This window comes from Streptomyces sp. P1-3, from assembly GCF_050613155.1.
In the GTDB taxonomy this organism is placed as follows: Bacteria; Actinomycetota; Actinomycetes; order Streptomycetales; family Streptomycetaceae; genus Streptomyces.
Map to the genome: position 1 here is coordinate 6,408,201 of NZ_CP192512.1, position 22,342 is coordinate 6,430,542.

Here is a 22,342-nt window from a genome sequence, read left to right on the forward strand (position 1 = left end):
CGGGCTCACCCGTCGTCCCGAGCCATGAGCCGGGGCCCATCACCCCGAACCGCTGCCCCGAACCCATCACCCCGAACCCATCACCCATCCCGACACCGGTCGAGGAACCGCTCATCCCAACGGTCGAGGAGACGACACGGTATGCGACCCACCGGCACCTCCCACCACACCGGTCACCTGCGCACCCCCGACGGCGTGCGCGTCGCCACGTACACATGGCTGCCGGAGAACGGCCGACCGCGGGCCCTCGTCCAGCTCGCCCACGGAGCCGCGGAGCACGCCCGGCGCTATGACCGGTTCGCCCGCTTCCTCGCGGCGCACGGCTACGCCGTCATCGCCTCCGACCACCGCGGACACGGCGCCACTGCCCAGGGGACCGGCGGCTACGGCGTCGTCGGCGAGGACGGCTGGCGCGCCATCGTCTCCGACCTGCGCGCCATCGGCGACCAGGCCCGCGCCGAACACCCCGACCTGCCGCTGATCCTGTTCGGTCACAGCCTGGGCTCGATGCTGGCGCGGGACAGCGCGCAGGAGTACGGGGAGGAACTGGCCGGGCTGATCCTGTCGGGCACTTTCCGGTCCCTGCCGGGCGTGGAGCCGGAGGAGGCGATCGCGCACATCGAACGCGAGATCGCACAGCGCGGCCGTACCGCCCTGTCCACCTTCACCCCCGGGCTCTTCGCGTCGTTCAACGACCCGTACGAGTCGGGGACGGGCTTCGAGTGGCTGTCTCGGGACGCGGCCGAGGTCGCGGCGTACGCGGCGGACGAGCGCTGCGGCTTCCCGTTCAGCGCCGGGCTGTCGCTGGACTGGGTACGGGCGGTGCGCAAGATCAACGACCCACGCAACCAGGCCCGGATCCCGGCGGCGCTTCCGGTGCACATCGCCGTGGGGACAGAGGACCCGTGCAACCAGCGGATGACCCAGGTGTACGAACTCCTGGAGGACTTCCGCTACATCGGCACCCGGGACCTGACGTGGAAGAGCTACCACGGGGCACGGCACGAGATCCTCAACGAGACCAATCGCGACGAGGTGCAGGCGGACCTGCTGGCGTGGCTGGACCAGCGCGTGTGACCGGACCGCACCGGTGAGGGACGGCCGGCCGGGCGGGCGGGGTCTGCCACGGGCCAGGGGGCGTTGTCAGTGGGCGCGGCTACGGTCGTCGTATGAGCCGTACGAGCGGCTGGCACGCCGTACGCAGGTGACCGCTGGAACGGAGGGCCCATGGCCACTGCCGAGGACGTCCGCACGATCGCGCTCGCCCTGCCCGAGACGGAGGAGAAGCTCGCCTGGGGCATACCGACCTTCCGGGTGAAGGGGAAGATCTTCGCGTCGCTGGCCGACGATGACACGTCCGTGGGGGTGAAGTGCCCCGTGGAGGAGCGCGCGGAGCTGATCGCGTCGGAGCCGGAGAAGTTCTTCATCCGGCCCGGGCACGACGACAACTTCGCGTGGGTACGGGTCCGGCTGGCGGCACTGGACGACACCGCTGAACTGCGGGACATCCTGCACGACTCGTGGCGCCAGGCAGCCCCGCGCAGGCTCGCGGAGGGATTTCCCGACGGGGTCGCTGAGGGGTGAGATGGCGGGCGGGGGTGCTGAGGGACGACGGGGGAGTCGGCGCTGCCAAAGCACGACGGGGCGGGTCGGCGCCGGCGAGGGGTGACGGGGCGGGAGCGGCGTGCCCAAGGGGTGACGGGGCGCGTCGGCGTGGCCGAGGGAGGACTCGGCCGGACGGCATCGACGAGGAATGACACGGCCGGGACGGCATCGGCGAAACGCGGCTTGGGGGCACGCGGCATCGGCGATGGGTCCGGCCGGTCGGGCGATCAGCGGGCGGCGAGCGGGAGAAAGGCGGTGATTCGCTCGCGCAGCGAGGCGGGATCGAGGCCCTGACCCGCCAGGTGCTCCTGGACCGTGCCGTAGCGGCGCAGCTCGCGACGGCCGATGCCGAGGCCGAGCACACGGTGCGGGATGTCGCCGAGGGCGTCGTTCGCGGCGGCCGTCGAGGTGCCCGCGAGGTACGGCTCGACGAGGACGACGTCCGCCGCGCCGGTGGCCCCACCCGAGCGGCGGACGTCGGGACCATGGACGCCGGGCCCCTGTACGGCGGCGCGCAGCGACCGGCTGTCGAAGGGCCGTATGGTCGTGGCGTACAGCACGGTGACGTCCAATCCCTCGACGGCCGCCAGAACGGTGTCCAGCATGGGCCCGACGGCGACGACCACGCCGCCGCTCCCCTCGCGCACCGTGTGGAACCGGTCTCCGGTGACCGGTAGCCCGACGGCGTTGACCTGCGCCGATAGCCGCACGTAGACCTTGTCGTCATCGGCGGCGGCAGCGTGCCGCAGCAGAGCCTCGGCCTCGTCGGGGTGACCGGGCACATGGACGGTCCAGCCGTCCAGGGTGTCCAGCAGGGCGATGTCGCCGGGCGCCATGTGGGTGAAGCCGCCGGCCGGCCAGTCGTAGGACCCCCCGGCGCTGACCAGCACCCCTCCGGACCCTTGGTGCCCGAAGTCGAGCTTGACCTGTTCGAAGGGCCGCTCCACCAGGAAACTGGCGAACGTGTGCATGATCGGACGCAGCCCGGTCAGCGCCAGCCCGCCACCCACGCCGATCAGCAGCTGCTCGCGGATCCCGACGTTGATCACACGGTCGGGATGGGTGCGGGCGGCGTCCGCGAACCCGTCCTTCCCGATCTCGGCCAGTACGACGGCGAGCCGTGGGTCGTCGTCGAGGAGGCGGGAGGTGACGGCGGCGAAGCGCTCACGCATGGTGTCCATCGAAGATCCTTTAACGCGGAGAAGGGGAAGGGAGGAAGAGGAGGCGAGGAAGAGAACCTCAGGAACTCTTGGGCTCGACGCGGGCGACGACGGCGTGGGGCCGTCCGGGGTGCGGAGCGGTGAGCGCTCCGTACAGGGCGTCGTGATCACGCCCGTCGACGGTCGCGGCGGTCCATCCGGCGGCCTCGAACCGGGACGCGATGCCGCCGTGCCAGCCGTGGGTGGCGGAGGAGTTGTCGATCACCAGCGTGTGCAGCCGCTCCAGCCCGGCGGCGCCCGCATAGGCGATGGCCTCGTGGTTGCTGCCCTCGTCCAGCTCGGCGTCGCCGATCAGCACCCACACCGCGGGCTCGTCGCGCCCCTGGGCACGCAGTCCCAGCGCCGTCCCGACGGCGAGTGGGAGCCCGTGCCCGAGCGATCCGCTGCCGATCTCGGCGCCCGGCACGAGCATCCGGTCAGGATGGTGCCCCAGCGGCGACTCGTAGGAGCCGAAGCCGGACAGCAGGGAGACGGGGAAGAAGCCCTTGGCGGCCAGGACCGCGTAGTACGCCATCGGCCCGTGCCCCTTGGAGAGCAGGAACCGGTCCCGGTCCGCCCCCTCCGCGTTCCCCGGATCGACACGCAGTACGCGGTCGTAGAGCACCCAGAGCGCGTCGAGGGTGGAGGTGGCGGCGGGACCGTGCTTCTCGTCTCCGGTCATCGCGCTCATCAGGCGTGGCAGGTCCTCGTACCCGTAGCCGTTCCCAACCGCCGCGGAAGTCGTCGTCGAAGTCATGAGAGAACCCTGCAACTTCAAGTCGACTTGAAGTCAAGCCGTACGATCGAGGTCATGACCTCGAAGCATGACCAGCTCTCCATCGGCGAACTCGCTGCCCGCAGCGGCCTCGCGGCATCCGCCCTGCGCTACTACGAGGAGGTGGGCCTGATCCGCGCCGAACGCACGGCCGGCCGCCAGCGCCGCTTCCCGCGCGCCACGCTGCGCCGGGTCGCCTTCGTCCGCGCGGCGCAGCAGGTGGGCCTGTCCCTCGACGAGGTCCGCGCGGCGCTCGCCCGCCTGCCGGAGGACCGCGCCCCCACCGCCACCCAGTGGAACGCGGTCGCCCGCACCTGGACCCACCGCATCGACCAGCAGATCGCCGACCTGGAACGACTCAAGCGCAGACTGACCGGCTGCATCGGCTGCGGCTGCCTGTCGCTGCGGAAATGCGGGCTCTACAACCCGGAGGACCAGGCGGCGGACGCCGGCGCGGGCGCCCGCTACCTGCTGGGGGACGACCCGAAACCCTCCTGACACACGACGGCCCGCCGCCCACCCCGGAGGGCGGGACCGGCGGGCCACCGCGAGCCGGGATCAGAGGTTCCCCGGCTTGAACACGTCCTGCTCGATCAGCAGCTTGTCGATCCGTGCCTTGTCCACCCGGTTGGTCACTTCCTCGACCTCCTGCCGGTCCCGCACGCACTTGGCGAGCGTGAAGCTGGACGTCACCACGAACACCAGCCCGAGCGCGAGAAACCCCCGCTCCCACGTCCCGAGCGGTAGCTTGACGATGCCGTACGCCACCGCGGCCAAAGAGATCCCGAACGAGATCGCGGCCTGGACGAAGAAGGCGGTGGTCGTCGGCCGCTGGATGGAAGGAGTTGTCATGCACGTAGGGTGCGCGCTCCGTGACGCACGCGCATGAGTACTCCTACTCAGCCCCGAATGAGCCTCCGCGCGCGGCCCCCACGAGTGATCGCCACGCATGATCCCCGCGGGCACGCGGCGGAAGATCACGGCACCTGATCGCCACCGCTGACTGCGCCGGGGAAGGTGGAGGCGACCACCCCCTGAAGTGCGGTATTGTTCTCATGCGCGGTCGGCGAGGGGAAAAGCCCGAGCCGGTCAAGCACCGGGACGTGGCGCAGCTTGGTAGCGCACTTGACTGGGGGTCAAGGGGTCGCAGGTTCAAATCCTGTCGTCCCGACGGTGTAATCGCAGGTCAAAGGCCGTTTCCGATCATCGGAAGCGGCCTTTGGCGTACATGTGTTTGCTCCCATGTGGGAGCCCTCTGGGAGCGCTCGTGCTCCCACGCTCCCAAGACGTCAACCGCGCCCATTTTGTCCGTCGTCCGATCGGGTCGATGTGCCCGGCCGATCGCGGCAGTAGGGCGCGGTCGTCAACCGCGCGCCGCCGTTGTCGCCCGTTCGTGATGGGCGGATGTGGGCGCGGCGTGGCTGCCGGGAGTCAATTGCCCCTTGTCACCCGGTCGTGCGTCTTGACCGGTCCAAGATCGACTTTGCTCCCAAGCGACTCCCTGGCCCACGAGTTGGAGAGCATGGCGGAAGGGCGTCGGCGAGATATCTGAGCAGCTCACGGCATGTTGAGGGTGCGGGCCTTGGCTGTTGGCTCGGTTCACGATGAGGTGATGCTCCTTGTCGGCTGCCGTCTTCTGTTGACTCCCAGGGGCGGGAGCGCCGTGGGCGGCTTTCGAGAGCTGGCGGCCGCTGTTGTTCGCCGCGTGCGACGGGGGATGCGACAGCTCGGTGTCAGCCGACGCGGAATGATTGCTTGTGCTGAAGTGCTGGAACCACCGCTCAATTGAGATGCGTTGCGGGACACCCAACTCGCTGCCCTGGGCGCTGTCCGGAAAGTTTGGTGAGGGCGTACTCAGCAGCACAGCTGAGGCTGACGGGTCGGGGTGCATGCAAGCCGCCTTGCGTGTGGGGGAGTTGCGGTTGCTGGGGTCTGGGGGAGTAAGGCGTGAGTCCGTACGCCGAGTAGGAAGTCCTGTACGGCGGCACGTTCTCTGGTGCGTTTCGGAGGATGCGGATGCCGTTACGTTCTGGGCGAGGCGATGGGTGGCCCGGGCATGTCCCCGTTGGCCCGTCAGCGCGTTCCGCTCTTGTGTGCGACGGCATCGGAGCGGGCCTGCCCACTGCTCACCAGGCTGCGATGGTCTGGGGTTGAGGGCGGTGGGGGACACGCGCCATACGCACATGCCGGTGATGCGGGGCGAGTTTCGGGATGGCGTCCCGCTGAGTGGTGTAGCCGGTCGTGGTCCGGGAACGCGCGGGCGACGGTGGCCTCTGTCGCCCAGGTGATCCGCTACTGGATGACCTCGTAGATCTCCTTGTAGCCGGATGCCGCGTTGCTGTTAAGCGTATCGATCAGTGACTGGGCGTTCTCATCTGGATTCACGAAGAACGCTCGCTCCATGGTGAAGTACTGGTCGAGGCTGTCGAATTCCCATTGGCATACGACTGTATCCATGGGACCGGCGTAATCGACGTAGATTCGCCGGTTCGCGTACCCGGCCTCTTCAAAGACCTCGGTGAGGGTCTTGAACGCCGCTACGATCTCCGGCGCCTTCCCGCGTTCAGCTTGGTAGACCTCGCGCATCATGTACATGATGTGATCCTGCTTTCCTACTAAAGCAGTAATCGACTAGCAGGCGCTATTTTTCATGCTAAGTCATCAAAATGTCGCCCGCATGCCGAGCGAGGTCCGGCTATCAGTAGCGTGATTCTGGACGTCTCCTGCCTTGGTCATAGTCTGGCTGTACGCCCTCCCTGCACCTCGGGTTCCCGGTGAGTTCCCGTTCCATCTGGCACGAGAGTGGCACGGGCCCACGCAGTCGGCCCACGCCCGACGTGCCGACAAGCTGGGACTCGGCGGTGCCCGCATCGTCCTGTCCTACCTGGAGGGCAGCCGGAGTACGCCAGAAACAGGCAATAGGGCTGCGGCGAGCGCGATCTGACGCTTGGATGCCCGTCGACTGATCATCCGGTCGGATGGTCTTGGTATGAGCTGTGGCGGGTCTTCTGTACGGCCTTTTTGCTGGTCACACGCCCGTGACGCGTTCTCCGGCGGCTGCTGTGTGTGCTCCGTACGGGTGAGCGGCGGGGATCATGCGGCGCATGGCTTCGGTGGAACGTACCGCGTACCCGCGGTTCAAGCGCACGATCACCTCCCGCGAGCTGCACGAGGCGTTCACCCCCGGCCCGTCCGAGGTGGCGTGGGCGCGGGGCAAGGCGCGGTCGCCGGAGCATCTGCTGGCGCTGGTGGTGCTGCTCAAGAGCTTCCAGAAGCTGGGCTACTTCCCCAGCCTGGACGAGGTGCCGGAGCTGGTGGTCGGGCACGTGCGCGGGCTGCTGGTGCTGGATGAGGACGTGCGGCCGCGGCACGACGCCGACCGTACGCTGCGGCATCACCGCATGATCATCCGCGAGCGGCTGGGCGTGGAGTACGACAAGGAGAAGGCCCGCAAGATCGCCTCGGCGGCGATCTACGAGGCGGTGCAGACTAAGTACAACCCGGCCGACCTGATCAACGTGGCGCTGGAGCGGCTGGTCAAGGAGCGGCTGGAGCTTCCCGGCTACACCACGCTGGACGCGATGGCTTCGGAGATCCGCACCGCGGTGAACACCCGGTTCCCCATCTCCACCCGCCGAGGGCAATGCGGGGGCGGCCTGCGGCTGACGTCCAGGTGAACACGTAACCCGGACAAACCCGTCTCCTGCCACAGCCGCGTAACAGCGGTCGCACAGGGGACAACTCCCGCCCCACCCCGCCGGTCGAACCTGGTGTGTCGCACACCTGCGCTGCGGCGGAACCGGTGCCGCCCGGCGCGACTCCTCTAGTCCCAACAAAAGTTGGAGTTGACCCGTGCCCAGGAAGTCCCTGCCGACGCGGCTTGCCGCCACCGCCGCGCTCCTGCTCGCCGCAGGCGCCCTGTCCGCGCCCGCCGCCTCAGCGAAGCCCTCGGACGCTTCCCCAGGCGACGCTTACGTGCTGACCGTGAGCACCAACCCGACCAATACCGACTACGACAACCGCAAGGTCGACGTCACCGGTACCGTCACCAAGGCCGACGGCACCCCGGCGCCCAACATCCCCGTCACCATCCAGGAGGTCGTCCTCTTCACCACCTGGAATCCGTGGGGCGACCCGATCGACCCCAACTACTACGAGCCGCGCGACCTGGGCACGCCGGTCACCGACGCCAACGGGAGGTTCACCATCCCCGACGTCGACATCGACCACGTGAGCGGCGGCAGCCTGCTCAATGTCCAGCACGGGGTGCAGATCACGGCCCTCTACGACGAGGACGGCGACCTCAACACCCCGCAAGACGGCTACTACGCAGACACCACCGTGGCTGCCAACGCCAAGCCCAGCTCCGTCAGTTACCAGGTCAACAAGAAGAAGGTGAAGGCGGGCGACACCCTCACCGTCCAGGGCAAGGTCAGGCTCCCCAAAGGGGTCGAGCCCGGGGGCACCGAGGTCTTCCTGCAGACCTACTGGGAGAACGAGTACCACGTGAAGACCACCGTCGAGGATGACGGCTTCTTCGTGCTGTCCGTGCGCGTCTCGCGCGAGGACGATACATTCGTGCTGCGCACGGCTCCGACGGACCTCTACGTGGCGGGAGCGGACCAGCCGCTCCCGATCACCAACACCTCACTCCCTCGCACGTAGCCCTCCGGACGACGGGACTTCGGGCCCAAGGGGGCCGTAGCCCCGGGAGAAGGGGGCCCGTGGGTCCCAGCGACGGGTCACCCTCGCGCGAGGGGGGTGACCCTTGTGCTTTCGCGCGGCCCGCGGGGCTGCTCGGTCAGGGCGGAGACGAGGTCGGCGACAGGGCCGTGACCACGCGGTGTGGCGACCGGGAGCGGAACTGGATCAGTTCCGGCCGTTGGCCGGTGCCCTGCGCCTCACCTGGATCGGGGCGGAGCAGCTCACCGTGCACAGCACGATCGCGGCCTCGCACGACCCGGACGCGACGGAGCTGGTCCGCGAGGCCGTCAACCATCTGCGCGAGGATCTGCAGCGCAATTCCCCGGAGGTCGCCCGGAGCCTGGACTGCCCCTGGGACGAGCTCGCGGTACTCACGGTGAGCGTGGCATCTGACCTGATCTGCCGGGTGGAACTGCCCGGCACCGTGGCGGAAGTGCCCGTCGACGCCGGTGTCGACTGGGGCTCCGGCACCCTGTACGTCCGCGACCCGTCGGCGGTGAACCGGCCCTCCGTGGGCGGTGCCTCGATCGCCGCCCGGTTCCCGGGGCACCGCCGGGAGGCGGCGCTCGCCTGGACTGCCGCGTGCGACCGGGCGGAGCAGGGCCGTACGGCCGTGGACCTCAGCCTGGCGGAGGACCGGGTGCGCCGTGACCAGGAAGCCGCCGCGGCCGAGCGCGACCGCCGGCTCAGGGGAATGCAGGACGAGGTGGACCGACGCGGCCGGACGAACGGAAGGAGAAGGCGCCCGGATGCGGGAGCCTCGCCGACGACCGGTGGCCAGGGACCTGTACCGCCCGTGATGGTGCCCGGCCGGCTCCCCTCCGTCCCGGCCGGACAGCCCGCCGCCCCGGTCCGCCGGCTGGTGGACCCCAGCACGCTCCGTCTCGTCGTGGACCGGGGGAACCTCACAGCACCGCAGCCCGGGGCCGGGCCCGCGACCGCCAACGTCCCGAAGGGCCCGTCCGCCCTGCCGCAGCCCCGGTCCGGCTCGGCCGTCCCCCAGCAGCGCACCTCCGCGCGTCCCTACACGACCGTGGAGCAGGAGAAGGTGGCGCTGGACCTTGTGCGCCGGGCCCTGGCGCTGGACGAGACCGAACTCCGTGACCTGAGGGCCCAGCACGGCCTGGGCGCGGACGCGGTGGACGAGCTGGCCCGGTTCTACGAACTCAAGACGTACGTCAGTGCCGAGCCGGACACGATCCAGCTCACCCCCGCGGAGTTCCAGCGGGCGGTCGAGAGCGACGACTTCTTCCTCGTGGTCGTCTCCGGCCTGGAGGCCGGATCGGCGCCCGTCACCGTGCGGATCATCCTGGAGCCGCTGAAGCACCTGCCCTACCGGCCGAGTGGCAACGTGCTGGTCTCCGGCATCCGGGGTGCGCAGAGCCTTGTCTACCCGTTCGAAAGCACGGAGTAGACCCTGCCATGACAGCTGTCACAGCGATGAAAGCAAATCCGAGGCCGGGATCCGGAGCCGCCCCCTACCGTGGGTGGCGAAGTGCCGCAGGGGTGGCGGCGGAGGAGGGGACGTACGGGCATGCGCAGGGTTCCGCCGGAGATGTTCCGGTTCACCACAGGGGAGAAGGCCGACCTGAACGGGGCCGTCCTCGAGGCCTTCGGCGTGGCCGGCGAGTACCTGGAGACCACGCTCGGGCTCGACGGAGTACGCGAGCGGCTGCGTGCGGTGGGCTGGATCGCGGACCTCGAGGACGAGGAGCTGCACGAGGCGCTGAAACGGCTGGTGAGGTGGGGACTCCTCGACGTGGTCCACAATCACGCCGAGAACTACCGCACGGCCGAGGAGTACGAGCGGCGTAACCTGCACTACTCGCTGACCCGCCGGGGCGAGGCCGCGCTGGCCGGGGTCCGGCACGCCCTGGAGGTGCTGGCCTCGACGGGGGCACTGCAGACCGCGGTGCTGGAGGCGATCACCGACCGGCTCGACGAGCTGACCGTGCTGTCCGGTGAACCCGCCGCGGCCGACCGCCGGATCTTCAGCACCCTGCGGGAGCTGGAGGGCCATCTGGAGGCCCTGGTGGAGAACACCAAGGCCTTCAACGGCCAGTTGCAGCGACTCCTCCGCGCCGAGGGCGCGGACCTGGACGTCTTCCGTGAGGTCAAGGCCGCCACCGTCGCGTACCTCCAGGAGTTTCTGGTCAACCTCGACCGGCGCGGCGAGACGGTCGCGGCCGCGGTGGCCCGCGTGGAGGAGCGGGGCATCGCCGTGCTGCGCGAACGGGCCCTGCGCGGCGCCGAGCTGCCGCCGGTGCCGGGGGAGGACCCCGCGGCCGGCTGGCTGGAGAGCCGGCGGGCGCGCTGGGAGGGCCTGCGGGCCTGGTTCCTGCCGGACAACGGGGCGCGCCCCCGGATCGAGCAGTTGCACGACATCGCCCGGCGCGCCATCGTCTCCCTCCTGCAGGTACTGGAACGGATCAACGAGTCCCGCCGCCGCTCCTCCAGTGCCGTGCAGGACTTCCGGGAGCTGGCACGCTGGTTCGCGGCGGCTCCCGAGGAGGAGGACCTGCACCGGCTGTGGTCGGCGGCCTTCGGCCTCGGCCCGGCGCGCCACGCCCATATTGCCCACCCCGATCCGGAGCTGATCCCCTCGTCCCATTCCTGGTCCGAGGTGCCGCCGGTGGAGGTGTCGGCGCTGCTGCGGACCAGCGGACGGACGGAGCGCTTCACCCGCACCGGCAAAGTGAGGGACGTCGCGGCCGTGAGGGCCGAGCGCGCCGAGCGGGCACGTGCGGAGCGGGCGGAACTCGCGCGTGCCTGGCAGGCGCTGGAGACGGACGGCCCCGTGCGGCTCTCCTCCTTCGGCACCCTGGATCCCGCGGTCTTCGACCGCCTGCTGGACCTGCTGGGCCGGGCCCTGGCCGCCCCGCCGGACGCGGGCGGTCTGCGGCGCGCCACGACCGGGGACGGCCGGGTGGAGGTCGCGCTGTCGCCGCCCCCCGACGCGCGCACCGCCGTACTGCACACCGAAAAGGGGACGCTGGCAGGCCCGGACTACGTGGTCCACATCATGGCCGCGGGCGGAGCGACCGCCTTCCGGGCAGTCCGCGCCGCCATGGCACAGGAGGCGGCTGGATGAGCACGCTCGCCAACCAACTGGCCTCCGCGGAGCGGGAGGAGGTCGCCCGCGCCATCCGTCTTCTCCTGGCCCGTCCGCTGCTCACCGAGGCCGCCGACCCGACCGGTTTCGAACTGGTACGGCGCCGGCGCGACCCGCTGGCCCGGTGGTTCGACTACACCTGCGGCTGGAGCCTGGTCGTGGAGCCCCGCCGCGGGTACGCCCGTCTCACCAAGATCCGCGCGAACCCCGACGGCTCCCGCCCGGCCCGCAGAGCGCGGTCCGGCCGAGCCCCGTTCGACCGCCGACGCTACGTCCTGCTCTGCGTGATCGCGGCCGAGCTGCTGTCGATGCCGATGACGACCATCGGCATGCTCGCCGACCGCGTCGTCCAGGCGACCACGGCCGACCGGGCACTGCCGGGGTTCGACCCGGTCCACCGGCCCGAGCGGATGGCGTTCGTCGACGTCCTCAAGCTGCTGGAGTCCTACGACGTACTGCGCGCCGTGGACGGCACGACCGAGACGTACGTCGACTCCGCGGAGGCGAAGGTCTTGTACCGGGTGGACACCACGCTGCTGATGCGGCTGCCGGCCGCGCCTGTCGGCGCCTCACGGCTCGCCGTGCCCCCGGACGAGGTGCCCGCACGGTTCGAGGACCTCCTTACCGGCCTGGTGCGGGAGCGCCGCTACGGCGGCGCGGCCGTCGACGGGACAGCCGACGAGTTGCCCGGCGGGACTGCCACGACGGATGCCCAACGCAACCTGAAACTGCGCCACTCGGTACTCCGACGCCTCTTCGACGACCCCGTGCTGTACCGGTCCGATCTCGCCGAGGACGAGCTCGCGTACGTCACGTCCCTGACCGGCCGCCAGATCCTGCGCCGCTCGGTCGAACAGGCCGGCTTCCTCCTGGAGGAGCGGGCCGAGGGCTTCCTCCTCGTCGACCCGGACGGCATCGCCACCGACGTCCGCTTCCCCGACGACACCTCCACCGCCCGAGTCGCCGCGCTGCTCCTCCTCGAACCGCTCTGCGCCGCTCCCGCGGGGATGCTGCCCGAGCAGCTGGCCGAGGCCGGAGCCGATCAGCTGCGCCGCTTCCCGGGCTGGGCCAAGGCGTACCAGTCCGAGGACGGCCCGGCGCGCCTGGCCGACGACGCCGTACGCGTCCTGCTCGACGTCGGCCTGGCCGGCAGAGCCCGGGGCCGCGTCGTCGCACGACCGGCCGCGTACCGCTACCGCTTGACGGAGACCACGAGCCCGGGCCCGAAGAACGACCCGGAAGGCACTGCCGCTTCCAGCGGCGTCGCCGCGGAAGGAGACATGCAGTGAGCGTGACGGAGTTTCCCCTTCAGCGACGGCCGGAGGAGACTGCCGAGGTGCCGCCCGCTCGAGAGGGGGACGCCGCCCGCGGCCGCTGGCAGCCCCACCGCGCAGGCATCCTCAACGTCTGGCGCTACTACGACGAGACCTTCACCTTCCACCAAGGGCGCCTGCTGCTGCGCGGCCAGAACGGCTCCGGCAAGTCCAAGGCGCTGGAGCTGTTGCTCCCCTTCCTCTTCGACGCCAGCCTCCGCCCCAACCGCCTTTCCACGTTCGGCGGTTCGGAACGCACCATGCACTGGAACATGCTCGGTGCGGGAGCCTCCGGCAAGACGCGTGTGGGGTACGTGTGGATGGAGTTCCGCCGCGTTGGTGATGACGGCGCCGAACGGTGGTTCGGCTGCGGTGCGCGCCTGCACGCGAGCGTGCACACCAGCACGGCACACGCCGAGTACTTCACCACCGGCTCCCGGATCGCCCACCCCGACGGCGTACCCCTCGTCAACGAGGCTGGGCAGCCCCTGACCAAGGCCGCTCTCGCCGAGGCTCTTCGCGACCGAGGCGAGGTGCACCCCTCGGCCGCCGACTACCGCACCGCCGTCCGGCGCGAACTCTTCGCGGGAATGGGGGAGCAGCGTTACGAGTCGCTGCTCTCCGCCCTGCTTCAGCTGCGCCAGCCGAAGCTGTCCGAACGGCTCGACCCGTCCCTGCTGTCCACCCTGTTGTCCCGTGCCCTGCCCCCGCTCGGCGAGGGAGAGATCACCGAGCTCGCCGAGGGCTTCGAACGTCTGGACCGGCAGCGTGACCACCTCGACCGGCTCGACGCCGAAGTGACGGCGGCCGAGACCGTCGCCTCCCGGCAGCGTGCCTACGCCCGTCGGGTCCTGCGTGCCGGCGCGGCCGGACTAATCTCAGCGACGACCGACATGGACGACCTCACCCGTGCGGCCCGCCAGAGCGCCGATGAGCTCGACAAGGCGCTCGCGGAACGCGCTTCGACGCAGACTCTGCGCGACGAACAGGAGTTGCGGGCACACACCCTGGACGAGACCGTCGAGGGGCTGCGCGAGAGCGACGCGTACCAGAAGGGGGAGGAACTCGACCGGCTCCGCCGCGACACCGCAGAATTGGTCGCGGCCGCCAGGGAGCGGCGCGCCACCGCTCAGTCCGCCGAGACCGGGGCGGAGAGGGACCGGAAGCTCGCCGACGAGACCGCGGGGCACGCTCGCACCTTCGATGAGCACGCGCGTGAAGCCGCAGATGAAGCACACCGGTCAGCCCGGGCAGCGGGCATGGAGTCCATCCACCACGAGGTGCGGACGATCCTCGAAGCGGAATCGGCGGCGTCCGTCACCGACGGCCACGGGAACGGGACGGGCGGCCGACGGCCCGACGGCTCCGGTGCCGTCGCTCGTACGGTGGGTGAGGGCGCGGCCCGCCGGGCCCGCCGACTGCTCAGGGGCGCGGTCACCGCCCGACGCGAGCAGGTCACCCACATCACCGAGGCGATCGAGGAGCACGACCGCGCGGTACGCGACCGGGGCGCCGCCGAGGGCCTGCTGGACGAGGCACGCACCAGGCTTGGGGAGGCGATCGTCCACAGGGATGCGACCGCCGGAGCCTGGGACGACGCCGTTGCCGCGCAGGCGGAACGGCTGTTGACCTGGGTCGCGGGCTGCACGCAACTGCGCATCGCCGACCCCGGCGAACTGGCGGCCAGGGCGGCGGTCGAAGCGGACGTGCGGGCGTTGGTCGATGCCGCCGCACGACCGCTGGACCAGGAGATCGCCACGGCGCGAGCCGGTGTCCGAGCCGCGTGCCGGAGGCTGGGGGAAGAGCGGGGCGAGCTCGAGGACGAGGTACGCCAGCTCAGTGGCGAGGCCGACCTTCCGCCGCCCGCTCCGCCCACGCGCACCACCGTCCGCACAACGGCCGCGGGAGCGCCGTTGTGGCGGCTGGTGGCCTTCCGCGAAGGCGTCCCGGTCGCCGTCCAGGCCGCGGTGGAAGCCGCACTGGAGGCCTCGGGCCTCCTGGACGCGTGGGTCAGCCCCTCGGACGGGATCACGCTGCCGGGTCACGACACCCGTGCCGAGGCCGCCCTGGCCACGACCGCCCCGGGGCCCAGCCTGCTCGACGTGCTGCGGCCCGAGGAGGACATCCCCGTACCGGCCGACACGGTGGCCCGTCTCCTCGCCGGTGTCGCGTACGGCACCACCCTGCCCGGCGGCCACCCCGCGGCCGTGTCCGCCGAAGGAGCCTGGCGCCTCGCGCCGGCCACCGGGACCTGGAGCAAGCCGGAACCCGCTTTCATCGGTGCTCTAGCCCGGCAGCGGAGCCGGCAACGCAGGCTCGCCGAACTGACCGGACGCATCGAGGAGGCGGACGCCGCCCTTGCCGCCCTCGACGACCAACTGCACGAGATCGACGCCCGTGCCTCCCGGCTGGAGGCCGACCGGGCCGCCCGGCCCGACCACCAGGAACTCGACGCCCGCCGACGGGACTGGGACCGGGCCGAGGACAAGGTGGCCGCCCGGGACGACGTCGTACGCGACGCGACCACCCACCTTGCCCAGTGCGAGATCGGCGTGGCGGACGCGCTGCGCACGCTGAGCCGCCGGGCCGCCGAACACGGACTGCCCACCGACCGCGACCGGTTGCGGGCCCTCTCCGGCGATGTCGAGAGGTTCCGCGACCTCGCCGACGGCTGGGTCGACGCCCGTCTCACCGCGGTCACCGCCGCCGAGCGGGCTCGGCAGACGGCCGCGCAGGCGGACCGGTCTCGCCGCATCGCCGATGAGAGCGCCGGGGACGCGGCCGCCGTCGAGACGAAGGCCGCCGGGATGGCGGCGCGCCTGGAGGCGGTGGAGGCGACCGTCGGCGAGGACTACCGGCAGATCGTCGCCCGCGTCGCGGAGACGCGCGCCGAACGGGACCGCTGCCGGGACGAGGCCCGGAGGGCGAGCCGACTCCTCGTGGACCTGGAAGGCCGCATCGGAGAACTGAAGGCCACGAGCGGCCAGGATGCCGAGCGGCGGGAGAAGGCCATCGCGGTCCGCGACAGCGCGGCGCACCGGTTCCGGCACCTGTGCCTGGTCGGCCTGGCCGAGGACGCCGGAGTCGCACTGGAACTCGACGCCGGGGACGGCACCAAGGCCACCCTGGAGGCCGCCCGCACCATCGCGGCACAGTGGCCCGGCCTCCCGCACGCCCCACGCAACCTCGGCGATGCCGCCACCCGCCTCTCCGAAGCCGTCCACGACGCCCGCGGACACCTCGGCGTCCGTGCCGACCTGGCTTTGGAGCCCGACGACGACGTCCAGCTCTTCACCGCCACCCTGGACGGCATCCGCGTCGGGGCGGCCGGCCTGCTCGCCACGCTCACCCAGGAGCGCGACCGCAGCCGCGACGACATCAGCACCGCCGAGCGACGTCTCTTCGACCAGATCCTCACCGGCGACATCCGCCGCCACCTCGCCGCCCGGATCCGCCGGGCCGGCAAGCTCGTCGAGGATATGAACGGGCACCTGGAGCGGGTCCGTACCGCCTCCAACGTAGCGGTCCAGCTCGTCTGGGACGTGCGGCCGGACCTCCCCGACAGCACCCGCACCGCCCGCCAGTTGCTCCTGAAGGACCCCGGCCGGGTCACCGAGTCCGACCGCGAGGCCCTGCACGCCTTCTTCCGTGCCCGCATCGAGGAGGCCAAGGGCAGCGACACGGCCGCGAGTTGGGAAGAACACCTCGGCGACGTGCTCGACTACACCGCCTGGCACCGCTTCACCGTCCGTCTCGACCGGGCGGACGGAAACGGCTGGCAGCCGCTGACCAAGAGGCTGCACGGCGCGCTCTCCGGAGGGGAGAAGGCCATTGCCCTGCACTTGCCGCTGTTCGCCGCCGTGGCCGCCCACTACGAGGACGTACCCCTGGCACCCCGCCCGATCCTGCTCGACGAGGTGTTCGTCGGCGTCGACACCGTCAACCGCGGACAGGTCTTCGCCCTGCTCACCGCACTCGACCTGGACCTCATGATTACCTCCGACCACGAGTGGGGCACCTACCGCGAGCTGCCCGGCATCGCTGTCCACCAGCTCCTCACCGACGGCGACAACGACGCCGTCACCAGCGCGCGCTTCGTCTGGAACGGCACCGGCATGGAGGCGGAATGACAACCGCGGACGCGACGACCGTCACAGAACCGGCCTCGGGCGAAGCCACCCTGCGCCGCCCCGAACTCTTCCCCCTCTGGCAGACGGTCCACGGCCGTCTCTCCTCCGGCCGCCCCGTCACACGCGTACGCCTCGGACCACTGAACGAGAGCCAGCGGGAAGCCCTCGCAGACCTCCTCGGCCTGGACCGCCTACCGGACCCCCGACCCTCCATCGCCCTGGCCCGCCTGGAGGAGGCGGTCACCGAACTCTCCGGCCGCACCGTACGAGAAGTCGTCGCCGCCCTCGTCGGCCCAGTCGGCGACAGAGCCGGTGAGCGACGCCGCCAGGACGACGCACGCGCCGGTCTGTGGACCTGGCTGGCCGGTCACGACACGGTGCGTGCGCAGCCGGTGCTCGCCGACTGGGCTGCGTCCTGTCGAGCCGCAGGCCTGGTCGGCGGCTCGACGGAACGTACCCGTACGCTGCTCGCCGACGCGCTCAACGTGCTCGCCGAACTCCCCGGCCAAGCCGAACCCCTGCCCGTCTTCGCCGCCAGGGTCTTGAACGGCCACGCGCACGCCCTCGACGACGGCACACCTCTCTCCACCCTCGTCCTCCGTGCCCTCGCGACCCTGTACGACACCGCCCCGCCGCAGTCCGCGGAGGAACGGCGCGCCCTGTGGACCCGCGCGGGCGTCGCCGACGACGAGCTGTCTGCCACCGTCGTCGCCGGCGGACTGCGCCCCGCCGGCGACGGCCTGCTCGCCCGCGTGGCCCGCCTGTGCACCGAGGCCGGCCAGGCCGCCAGCCTGACCCTCGCCCACGTCCGGAACCCGGGCGAGCTCACCCTGCCCGCCGCCCCTGCCCCACCCGTCGTGCACGTGGTGGAGAACCCCAGCATCTTGGCCCTCGCCCTCCGCCGCTTCGGCCCCGACTGCCCGCCGCTCGTCTGCACGTCCGGCTGGCCCAACAGCGCCGCGATCCAGCTCCTGCGCATACTCGTCGACCGCGGTGCCGATCTCCGTTACCACGGTGACTTCGATGGCGAGGGCATCCGCATCGCCGCATACGTCCTGGACAAGACAGGGGCGCACCCCTGGCGTATGACGGCAGCGGACTACCGAGCCGCGGTCGTCTGCAACGCACACGGTCCTCAACCTGGGCGCATTACTGGAGCGCCGTGGGATCCCGAGTTGGCCGAGGCCATGGCGGAGCACAGCACCGCCGTGGTCCAGGAGCTGGTGGCCGATGTGTTGTTGGAAGACCTCGCTGCTATGGCTCAGCAGGAGCGCCTCTCTGGCCGATTGTGACGCTCATTTTGACGCTCCGGGCTGCCGAAAGGGTCTCGAAGCGGCCGCGGGCCTGCGCTTCCGGGACCGCACCTGGGTTGTCGATGGCCGCAGCACGCGGCGGCCACGTCACCCCCCCACCCGGGATCCACCTGTCTCCAGCTTCAACCAGTCACTGCGATGACCAGCGGCGGGTTCCTCCTCCTCGATTCTCAACGCCTCGTGGCGCCAGCCCGTCTCATCGATGACCGGGACAGCATCGTCTTCCGCCGACCTGCCCGACAACGGGACGCCGTCCCCACCTCTCACCCCGAGCACGGCGGCGTGGACACGGCTCGGCACGCCCTCAGCTGTGTGCCATGGAGGGCACGCGACCCGGGGGCGTGCAGTCCTCGGCGCTGCCTTTGCAGCCCGGACCCGCCAGGTCTTCGCGACATCAGCATCAGTCGCCGCCCCAGACCCGCGACGAAGCCGTGACAGCGACCGCCGAGGACTCCGCATGTTCAGACGACCTGCGGAGACCAGCAGGCGGAGGAGACGCAGCGAACGCGACATGGGCTGATACGGCTTCATGCCACAGCGAGGTCCGGAGGAGTATCCCCATGTACGGGCGGTCAGGATGCCTGGCGAATGGCGGCCCATTGAGCACGGTTGAACCTTGCATCCCCAGGCGCCACGATCGCTGGCCGCTCCCGGCCGTCAACTGCTTCGACTGCCCGGTGCTGCGACTGGGCAGTCATCTTCCAGTCTCCGTCCTCCCATTGCGCAGCCAGCAGATTGCGGGTGTAGGAACCGTCCTCCTTGGCAAGCTCTCCGCTCCGTTGCGTGACGCGGGACAGCAGCCACACGCTGGCCTCATCCCTGGAGGACTCGACGATCTGAAACCCGATCACCGTCGCACGCACGTACGCCCCCTCTGGCATCTCTCCATCGACCGGGATGCCCAGGGACCGGCGCAGTGTCTGGTCGGACTTGACGGCGTGGGCCTTGGCCTTCTCCCTGTTCTCAGCCGTCCGGTCGGCCCTGCCGATGTAGGACTCGAAGGTGCCCATCAGCTCGTCCGCCATGCTCCGCTCGCCTTTGGCTTCTGTGGCGTTCGCCTCCACCAGCATGGCCACCGCTCCTTCAGTGGTGTGCGGGAAGCCGACCGTATTGCCCTGGAAGTCAGTACGCTGCCCGCGTGGTAGGACGGCCCATCGGTCCGGCTCGGTCCACTCGTCAGGAGGCGAGTAGCCCGGCTCCTGGGAGGACTTTGAGCCAGCCCCGGGGGAGGTCTCTGCGGGCTGGGCCGACGGCCCAGTGGTCTGAGTCCAGGTAGCTTGCCGGTCCGGACCGTCACTGCCACCACAAGCAGTGGCGCAAACCGCCAGAGCCATGGCGATCGCCACAGCGCTGCGCACACGTCTCATTGGAAACTCCCACCCCCACAATTGCGCCTTGACCCGCAGACTATGACGCCCCGGCTATCAACAGCGCCGGCGAAGTCATAGGACAACGGTGTGAGCGAGATGGCGAGGCCGGTGGGCGATCAGGTCCCAGGAGAGGGAGTCCGCAGAGGCGCACAACATGTGGTGGGCCGCTCTGACAGAGTCGCTCGGCAGGGCATCCGCCCGTTACTTCCACCGCACGTGCGACTGGCGGGCCGGCCCGGAGAGCATCATCTTCGGGCCAGGGTGTCACGAGCGTTGATGGGTGACCCGGAAAGCACAGTGGCTGAAGTTCGGCAGGCCCTGGCCCCGTCCGCGACGCGACCCGCATCGGGCCGATGCAGTGCTGGCACGGATGGTCGTCCTCAGCCTGCTGGTAGGTCCTCTGCCAGCCGGTGATCTGCGCCGGGTTGACCTCGATGATGCCGTCACGCACCGCCTGCTGCATCATCCGGGCCAGGGGCGCGATGGTGTTCTTCACACTGGAGCGGCCGTGCCCGTCGGCTACCCACCCGTACACGGCACGGTCGATCACGCCGTGGCTGACGGTGGGCACCTGCAGGTGGCCGAGGGAGGGGACCACGCGCAGCCGCCAGCCGGCGCCGTAGGGGGCCATGGTCTTGGCTTCCAGGCCGCGCATCGCCAAGTCCCAGTACTCATCGCCGTACTCGGCCAGCGACATGGTTGCCATGGCGGGTGTGGCTCCGCGGCTCGCGGCCCGCTGCATGCGCTCCACCCATGCCTGCGCGGCCACCTCGTCCGGCAGCATCTCCGACCGCGACAACCGCTTAGGCAAGCGGATCACGGTCTGGGGCGCCGCCTTCAAGCCCGAGACCGACGACATCCGTGACTCGCCCGCCCTCGCCGTCGCCCAGGCCCTGCACAACCTCGGCGCGACCGTCACCGTCACCGACCCCAAGGCTCTGGACAACGCCCGCAAGCTCCACCCTGAGCTCGACTACGTCGAGGACCCGATCGCCGCCGTCGATGACGCCGACCTGGTGCTGCACCTGACCGAGTGGCCGCAGTTCTCCCACATCGACCCCAAGCGGCTCGCCACCCGCACCAACAGCCCCAAGGTCATCGACGCCCGCGGCACTCTCAACACCGACCAGTGGCGCGACGCCGGCTGGATGACCCGAGCCCTCGGCCGCCGCTGAACCGGGCCGCCCGGGCCACAGGGACCGTCAGGGACTGATTTCCAGCAATACGAAGGCCGCCAGCGGCCCCGTTCCGGACGGGGCCGCTGGCGGCATTTCATGCGATCAGGAGCAGGTCGAGAGCAGCGGGACCGACGGGACCGAAATCTCGGCAGAACGAACAACGACTTTTCCGATCCCGGGCGCTGGCGCAGCACTGCCTTTCCTTAAGCGGAGCGAGCCACACGTTAAAGGCAGGACAGCACCCTCACACCCCCGGGCGACCCGGCCACGTTGACGCCTTCGCCTGCCCGTCCCAGATCTGAACACATTGACTTGACAGGGAAAGTTGGCCCACGTCCACTCGGTGTCGATGTCCTCCTGCAGGCCGGGCGTGATGTCCACGGTGATGCCCTCTTGGCGCAGGGTGCGGGCGGCCTGGTTGGCGTAGTGGGGCTCCTCGTGGTCGATGCGGGCCAGGATCATCCTGTGGGAGGTGACGACCTCGAATCCGTGGAGGGTCAGCAGGGCGCAGGCGGTGTGGGTGCCAGGGCCGGCGAGGGTGGCGGTGACGGCGCTGGAGTGTTTGGGGTGCTTGTCCAGGTGGACGTGGGCATCGAGGTCGGGGTGCGGCATGCGGGCTCGATTCACCGGCCCGGCCGGCGCGGTGCCGGCCGGACGGGAGCTGTGGTCATCGGGTGGTTCGGGCTGCGGCAGCGGTGGCGCGTGGCAGTGGTCCGGCCCGGGATGCGACCGGGGCACGAGATGCGCGCGGTGACGGCGGGGGTGTGTTGGGGGCGGTGTGCTGCCAGCGGGCGCGTATGGCGGTCAGGTCGGCCAGGGCGCGGCGGCTGCCGGTGATGAGCTGGTAGGGGGTGTTGGCGGGGTCGTCGGTGAACGCCTGGATCCGGACGGTGACGGTGTGGGCGCGGGCGAGCAGTGCGCGGTCCAGGATCTTCTCGCCCCAGTACTCGAGGGAGCCGACGGGTGTCGAGACGAGAGCCATGAGGTCGGTCGGGGCGACGTCGTGGGCGAGGAGGCCGCGGTGCTGGGCCTCCCACAGCACCGTGACCGCATCGACGGGGTCGCCTCGATGGGCCAGGGTGGTGAGGCACTGGAAGAGGGCGCCGTGCAGGGGCAGGGCGAAGTCGTCCGGCTGGAGCCACCGCATCGCCTTGAGCTCCTGGGGGTGGGCGGTCGCATTGGCCAGGAGCAGCCACTCCTCATCCAGGGCCTCCTCTCCCATGTCACGTGGCGGGGCCGACGGCGGGGGAGTGCGGGGCAGGGAGCCGGGGTGCGGGGTGAACTGCCCGGTGAGTTCCTCTAGGAACCGGGCCAGGGTGTCGGCTTGATCGATGGTGGTGGCGACCGGGTTGGGCAGGGTCGGGTCGGTCGCGGTCTGCGCCAGGTGCTGGGCGTGTATGCGTAGCGTCCGGCGGGCGTGGTCGGCGCGGACCATCCGTGCGTACGCCGCTGCGTGCTGGGGCCAGGGGCAGGTTTGGATCAACGTGTGGAGGTAGGAGGCGGTCAGCCCCGGCGCATCGGGGCGCGCGAGCGTCGAGGACGGCGTTGAACCAGCCCAGGTCTACCTGGTGTTGCTTGGGTTCGGGTGTCGGCACGGTGCGTACGGCTGCGAACAGCGCGCCGTGGGTGTGGTCGCCGAACTG

At 70.7% G+C, this 22,342-nt stretch carries 18 protein-coding genes and 1 tRNA gene; 12 read left to right on the forward strand and 7 right to left on the reverse strand.

From position 1 onward, the window contains the following. The first annotated feature begins 141 nt into the window (after positions 1-141). The gene (locus ACQUSR_RS27345) at positions 142-1,077 is read left to right on the forward strand and encodes an alpha/beta fold hydrolase (RefSeq protein ID WP_431045274.1); all 936 of its coding nucleotides are present in this window, start codon (positions 142-144) and stop codon (positions 1,075-1,077) included. A gap of 150 nt (positions 1,078-1,227) precedes the next feature. Continuing rightward, positions 1,228-1,584 (forward strand): MmcQ/YjbR family DNA-binding protein, encoded by a 357-nt coding sequence (locus ACQUSR_RS27350; RefSeq protein ID WP_431045275.1) that lies wholly within the window; start codon positions 1,228-1,230, stop codon positions 1,582-1,584. A gap of 248 nt (positions 1,585-1,832) precedes the next feature. Here the strand turns inward: ACQUSR_RS27350 and ACQUSR_RS27355 are convergent, their stop codons facing one another. Both ACQUSR_RS27355 and ACQUSR_RS27360 read right to left on the reverse strand, forming a co-directional pair. Beyond that, positions 1,833-2,786 (reverse strand): transketolase family protein, encoded by a 954-nt coding sequence (locus ACQUSR_RS27355; protein ID WP_431045276.1) that lies wholly within the window; start codon positions 2,784-2,786, stop codon positions 1,833-1,835. A 58-nt stretch (positions 2,787-2,844) separates the two neighbouring features. Then, a complete protein-coding gene (locus tag ACQUSR_RS27360; RefSeq protein WP_431045277.1) occupies positions 2,845-3,561 on the reverse strand; it encodes a transketolase in 717 nt (238 codons plus the stop codon). A 54-nt stretch (positions 3,562-3,615) separates the two neighbouring features. Between ACQUSR_RS27360 and soxR the strand changes: the two genes are divergently transcribed. Next, positions 3,616-4,077, forward strand: coding sequence for a redox-sensitive transcriptional activator SoxR (soxR, locus tag ACQUSR_RS27365; protein WP_431045278.1), 462 nt, complete (start codon positions 3,616-3,618; stop codon positions 4,075-4,077). A gap of 60 nt (positions 4,078-4,137) precedes the next feature. Here soxR and ACQUSR_RS27370 read toward each other — a convergent pair whose 3' ends face one another. Further along, the gene (locus ACQUSR_RS27370; RefSeq protein WP_431045279.1) at positions 4,138-4,431 is read right to left on the reverse strand and encodes a YiaA/YiaB family inner membrane protein; all 294 of its coding nucleotides are present in this window, start codon (positions 4,429-4,431) and stop codon (positions 4,138-4,140) included. Between the two features lie 245 nt (positions 4,432-4,676). Here ACQUSR_RS27370 and ACQUSR_RS27375 point away from each other — a divergent pair. Then, positions 4,677-4,750, forward strand: a tRNA-Pro gene (locus ACQUSR_RS27375). A 1,121-nt stretch (positions 4,751-5,871) separates the two neighbouring features. Here the strand turns inward: ACQUSR_RS27375 and ACQUSR_RS27380 are convergent. Continuing rightward, complete coding sequence (locus tag ACQUSR_RS27380) at positions 5,872-6,174, reverse strand: hypothetical protein (RefSeq protein WP_431045280.1); 303 nt, start codon at positions 6,172-6,174, stop codon at positions 5,872-5,874. A 509-nt stretch (positions 6,175-6,683) separates the two neighbouring features. Here ACQUSR_RS27380 and ACQUSR_RS27385 point away from each other — a divergent pair. From ACQUSR_RS27385 to ACQUSR_RS27415, 7 genes are all read left to right on the forward strand, one after another. Beyond that, on the forward strand, positions 6,684-7,256 hold the full coding sequence (locus tag ACQUSR_RS27385) for a DUF4158 domain-containing protein (protein ID WP_431045281.1): 573 nt from the start codon (positions 6,684-6,686) through the stop codon (positions 7,254-7,256). Between the two features lie 175 nt (positions 7,257-7,431). Then, entirely contained in the window at positions 7,432-8,244 is an 813-nt protein-coding gene (locus tag ACQUSR_RS27390) for an acyl carrier protein (RefSeq protein WP_431045282.1), read from the forward strand. A 217-nt stretch (positions 8,245-8,461) separates the two neighbouring features. After that, on the forward strand, positions 8,462-9,697 hold the full coding sequence (locus tag ACQUSR_RS27395; RefSeq protein WP_431045283.1) for a hypothetical protein: 1,236 nt from the start codon (positions 8,462-8,464) through the stop codon (positions 9,695-9,697). A gap of 120 nt (positions 9,698-9,817) precedes the next feature. Beyond that, positions 9,818-11,374 (forward strand): TIGR02677 family protein, encoded by a 1,557-nt coding sequence (locus ACQUSR_RS27400; protein WP_431045284.1) that lies wholly within the window; start codon positions 9,818-9,820, stop codon positions 11,372-11,374. Further along, entirely contained in the window at positions 11,371-12,684 is a 1,314-nt protein-coding gene (locus tag ACQUSR_RS27405; protein ID WP_431045285.1) for a TIGR02678 family protein, read from the forward strand. Before ACQUSR_RS27400 ends, ACQUSR_RS27405 begins: the two co-directional genes overlap by 4 nt. Continuing rightward, the gene (locus ACQUSR_RS27410; RefSeq protein ID WP_431045286.1) at positions 12,681-16,838 is read left to right on the forward strand and encodes a TIGR02680 family protein; all 4,158 of its coding nucleotides are present in this window, start codon (positions 12,681-12,683) and stop codon (positions 16,836-16,838) included. The genes ACQUSR_RS27405 and ACQUSR_RS27410 overlap by 4 nt, the downstream gene beginning before the upstream one ends. Next, a complete protein-coding gene (locus ACQUSR_RS27415) occupies positions 16,835-18,130 on the forward strand; it encodes a TIGR02679 family protein (protein WP_431045287.1) in 1,296 nt (431 codons plus the stop codon). The genes ACQUSR_RS27410 and ACQUSR_RS27415 overlap by 4 nt, the downstream gene beginning before the upstream one ends. A 593-nt stretch (positions 18,131-18,723) precedes the next feature. Here ACQUSR_RS27415 and ACQUSR_RS27420 read toward each other — a convergent pair. Continuing rightward, complete coding sequence (locus ACQUSR_RS27420; RefSeq protein ID WP_431045288.1) at positions 18,724-19,221, reverse strand: hypothetical protein; 498 nt, start codon at positions 19,219-19,221, stop codon at positions 18,724-18,726. A gap of 935 nt (positions 19,222-20,156) precedes the next feature. Here ACQUSR_RS27420 and ACQUSR_RS27425 point away from each other — a divergent pair. Continuing rightward, a complete protein-coding gene (locus ACQUSR_RS27425) occupies positions 20,157-20,696 on the forward strand; it encodes a UDP binding domain-containing protein (RefSeq protein ID WP_431045289.1) in 540 nt (179 codons plus the stop codon). A 105-nt stretch (positions 20,697-20,801) separates the two neighbouring features. On the opposite strand, the gene ACQUSR_RS27430 is transcribed toward ACQUSR_RS27425, so the two are convergent. Beyond that, positions 20,802-21,311, reverse strand: coding sequence for a hypothetical protein (locus ACQUSR_RS27430; RefSeq protein ID WP_431045290.1), 510 nt, complete (start codon positions 21,309-21,311; stop codon positions 20,802-20,804). Between the two features lie 55 nt (positions 21,312-21,366). After that, complete coding sequence (locus tag ACQUSR_RS27435) at positions 21,367-22,182, reverse strand: DnaB-like helicase N-terminal domain-containing protein (RefSeq protein WP_431045291.1); 816 nt, start codon at positions 22,180-22,182, stop codon at positions 21,367-21,369. Positions 22,183-22,342: the final 160 nt, after the last annotated feature.

Excerpts from the sequence above, each read along its gene's own strand:
- soxR (WP_431045278.1), top strand. The coding sequence starts at position 3,616 with ATGACCTCGAAGCATGACCAGCTCTCCATCGGCGAACTCGCTGCCCGC.
- ACQUSR_RS27385 (WP_431045281.1), top strand. The coding sequence starts at position 6,684 with ATGGCTTCGGTGGAACGTACCGCGTACCCGCGGTTCAAGCGCACGATC.
- ACQUSR_RS27360 (WP_431045277.1), bottom strand. The coding sequence starts at position 3,561 with ATGACTTCGACGACGACTTCCGCGGCGGTTGGGAACGGCTACGGGTAC.
- ACQUSR_RS27400 (WP_431045284.1), top strand. The coding sequence starts at position 9,818 with ATGCGCAGGGTTCCGCCGGAGATGTTCCGGTTCACCACAGGGGAGAAG.
- ACQUSR_RS27370 (WP_431045279.1), bottom strand. The coding sequence starts at position 4,431 with ATGACAACTCCTTCCATCCAGCGGCCGACGACCACCGCCTTCTTCGTC.
- ACQUSR_RS27415 (WP_431045287.1), top strand. The coding sequence starts at position 16,835 with ATGACAACCGCGGACGCGACGACCGTCACAGAACCGGCCTCGGGCGAA.
- ACQUSR_RS27420 (WP_431045288.1), bottom strand. The coding sequence starts at position 19,221 with ATGCTGGTGGAGGCGAACGCCACAGAAGCCAAAGGCGAGCGGAGCATG.
- ACQUSR_RS27380 (WP_431045280.1), bottom strand. The coding sequence starts at position 6,174 with ATGTACATGATGCGCGAGGTCTACCAAGCTGAACGCGGGAAGGCGCCG.
- ACQUSR_RS27345 (WP_431045274.1), top strand. The coding sequence starts at position 142 with ATGCGACCCACCGGCACCTCCCACCACACCGGTCACCTGCGCACCCCC.
- ACQUSR_RS27405 (WP_431045285.1), top strand. The coding sequence starts at position 11,371 with ATGAGCACGCTCGCCAACCAACTGGCCTCCGCGGAGCGGGAGGAGGTC.
- ACQUSR_RS27430 (WP_431045290.1), bottom strand. The coding sequence starts at position 21,311 with ATGCCGCACCCCGACCTCGATGCCCACGTCCACCTGGACAAGCACCCC.
- ACQUSR_RS27350 (WP_431045275.1), top strand. The coding sequence starts at position 1,228 with ATGGCCACTGCCGAGGACGTCCGCACGATCGCGCTCGCCCTGCCCGAG.
- ACQUSR_RS27355 (WP_431045276.1), bottom strand. The coding sequence starts at position 2,786 with ATGGACACCATGCGTGAGCGCTTCGCCGCCGTCACCTCCCGCCTCCTC.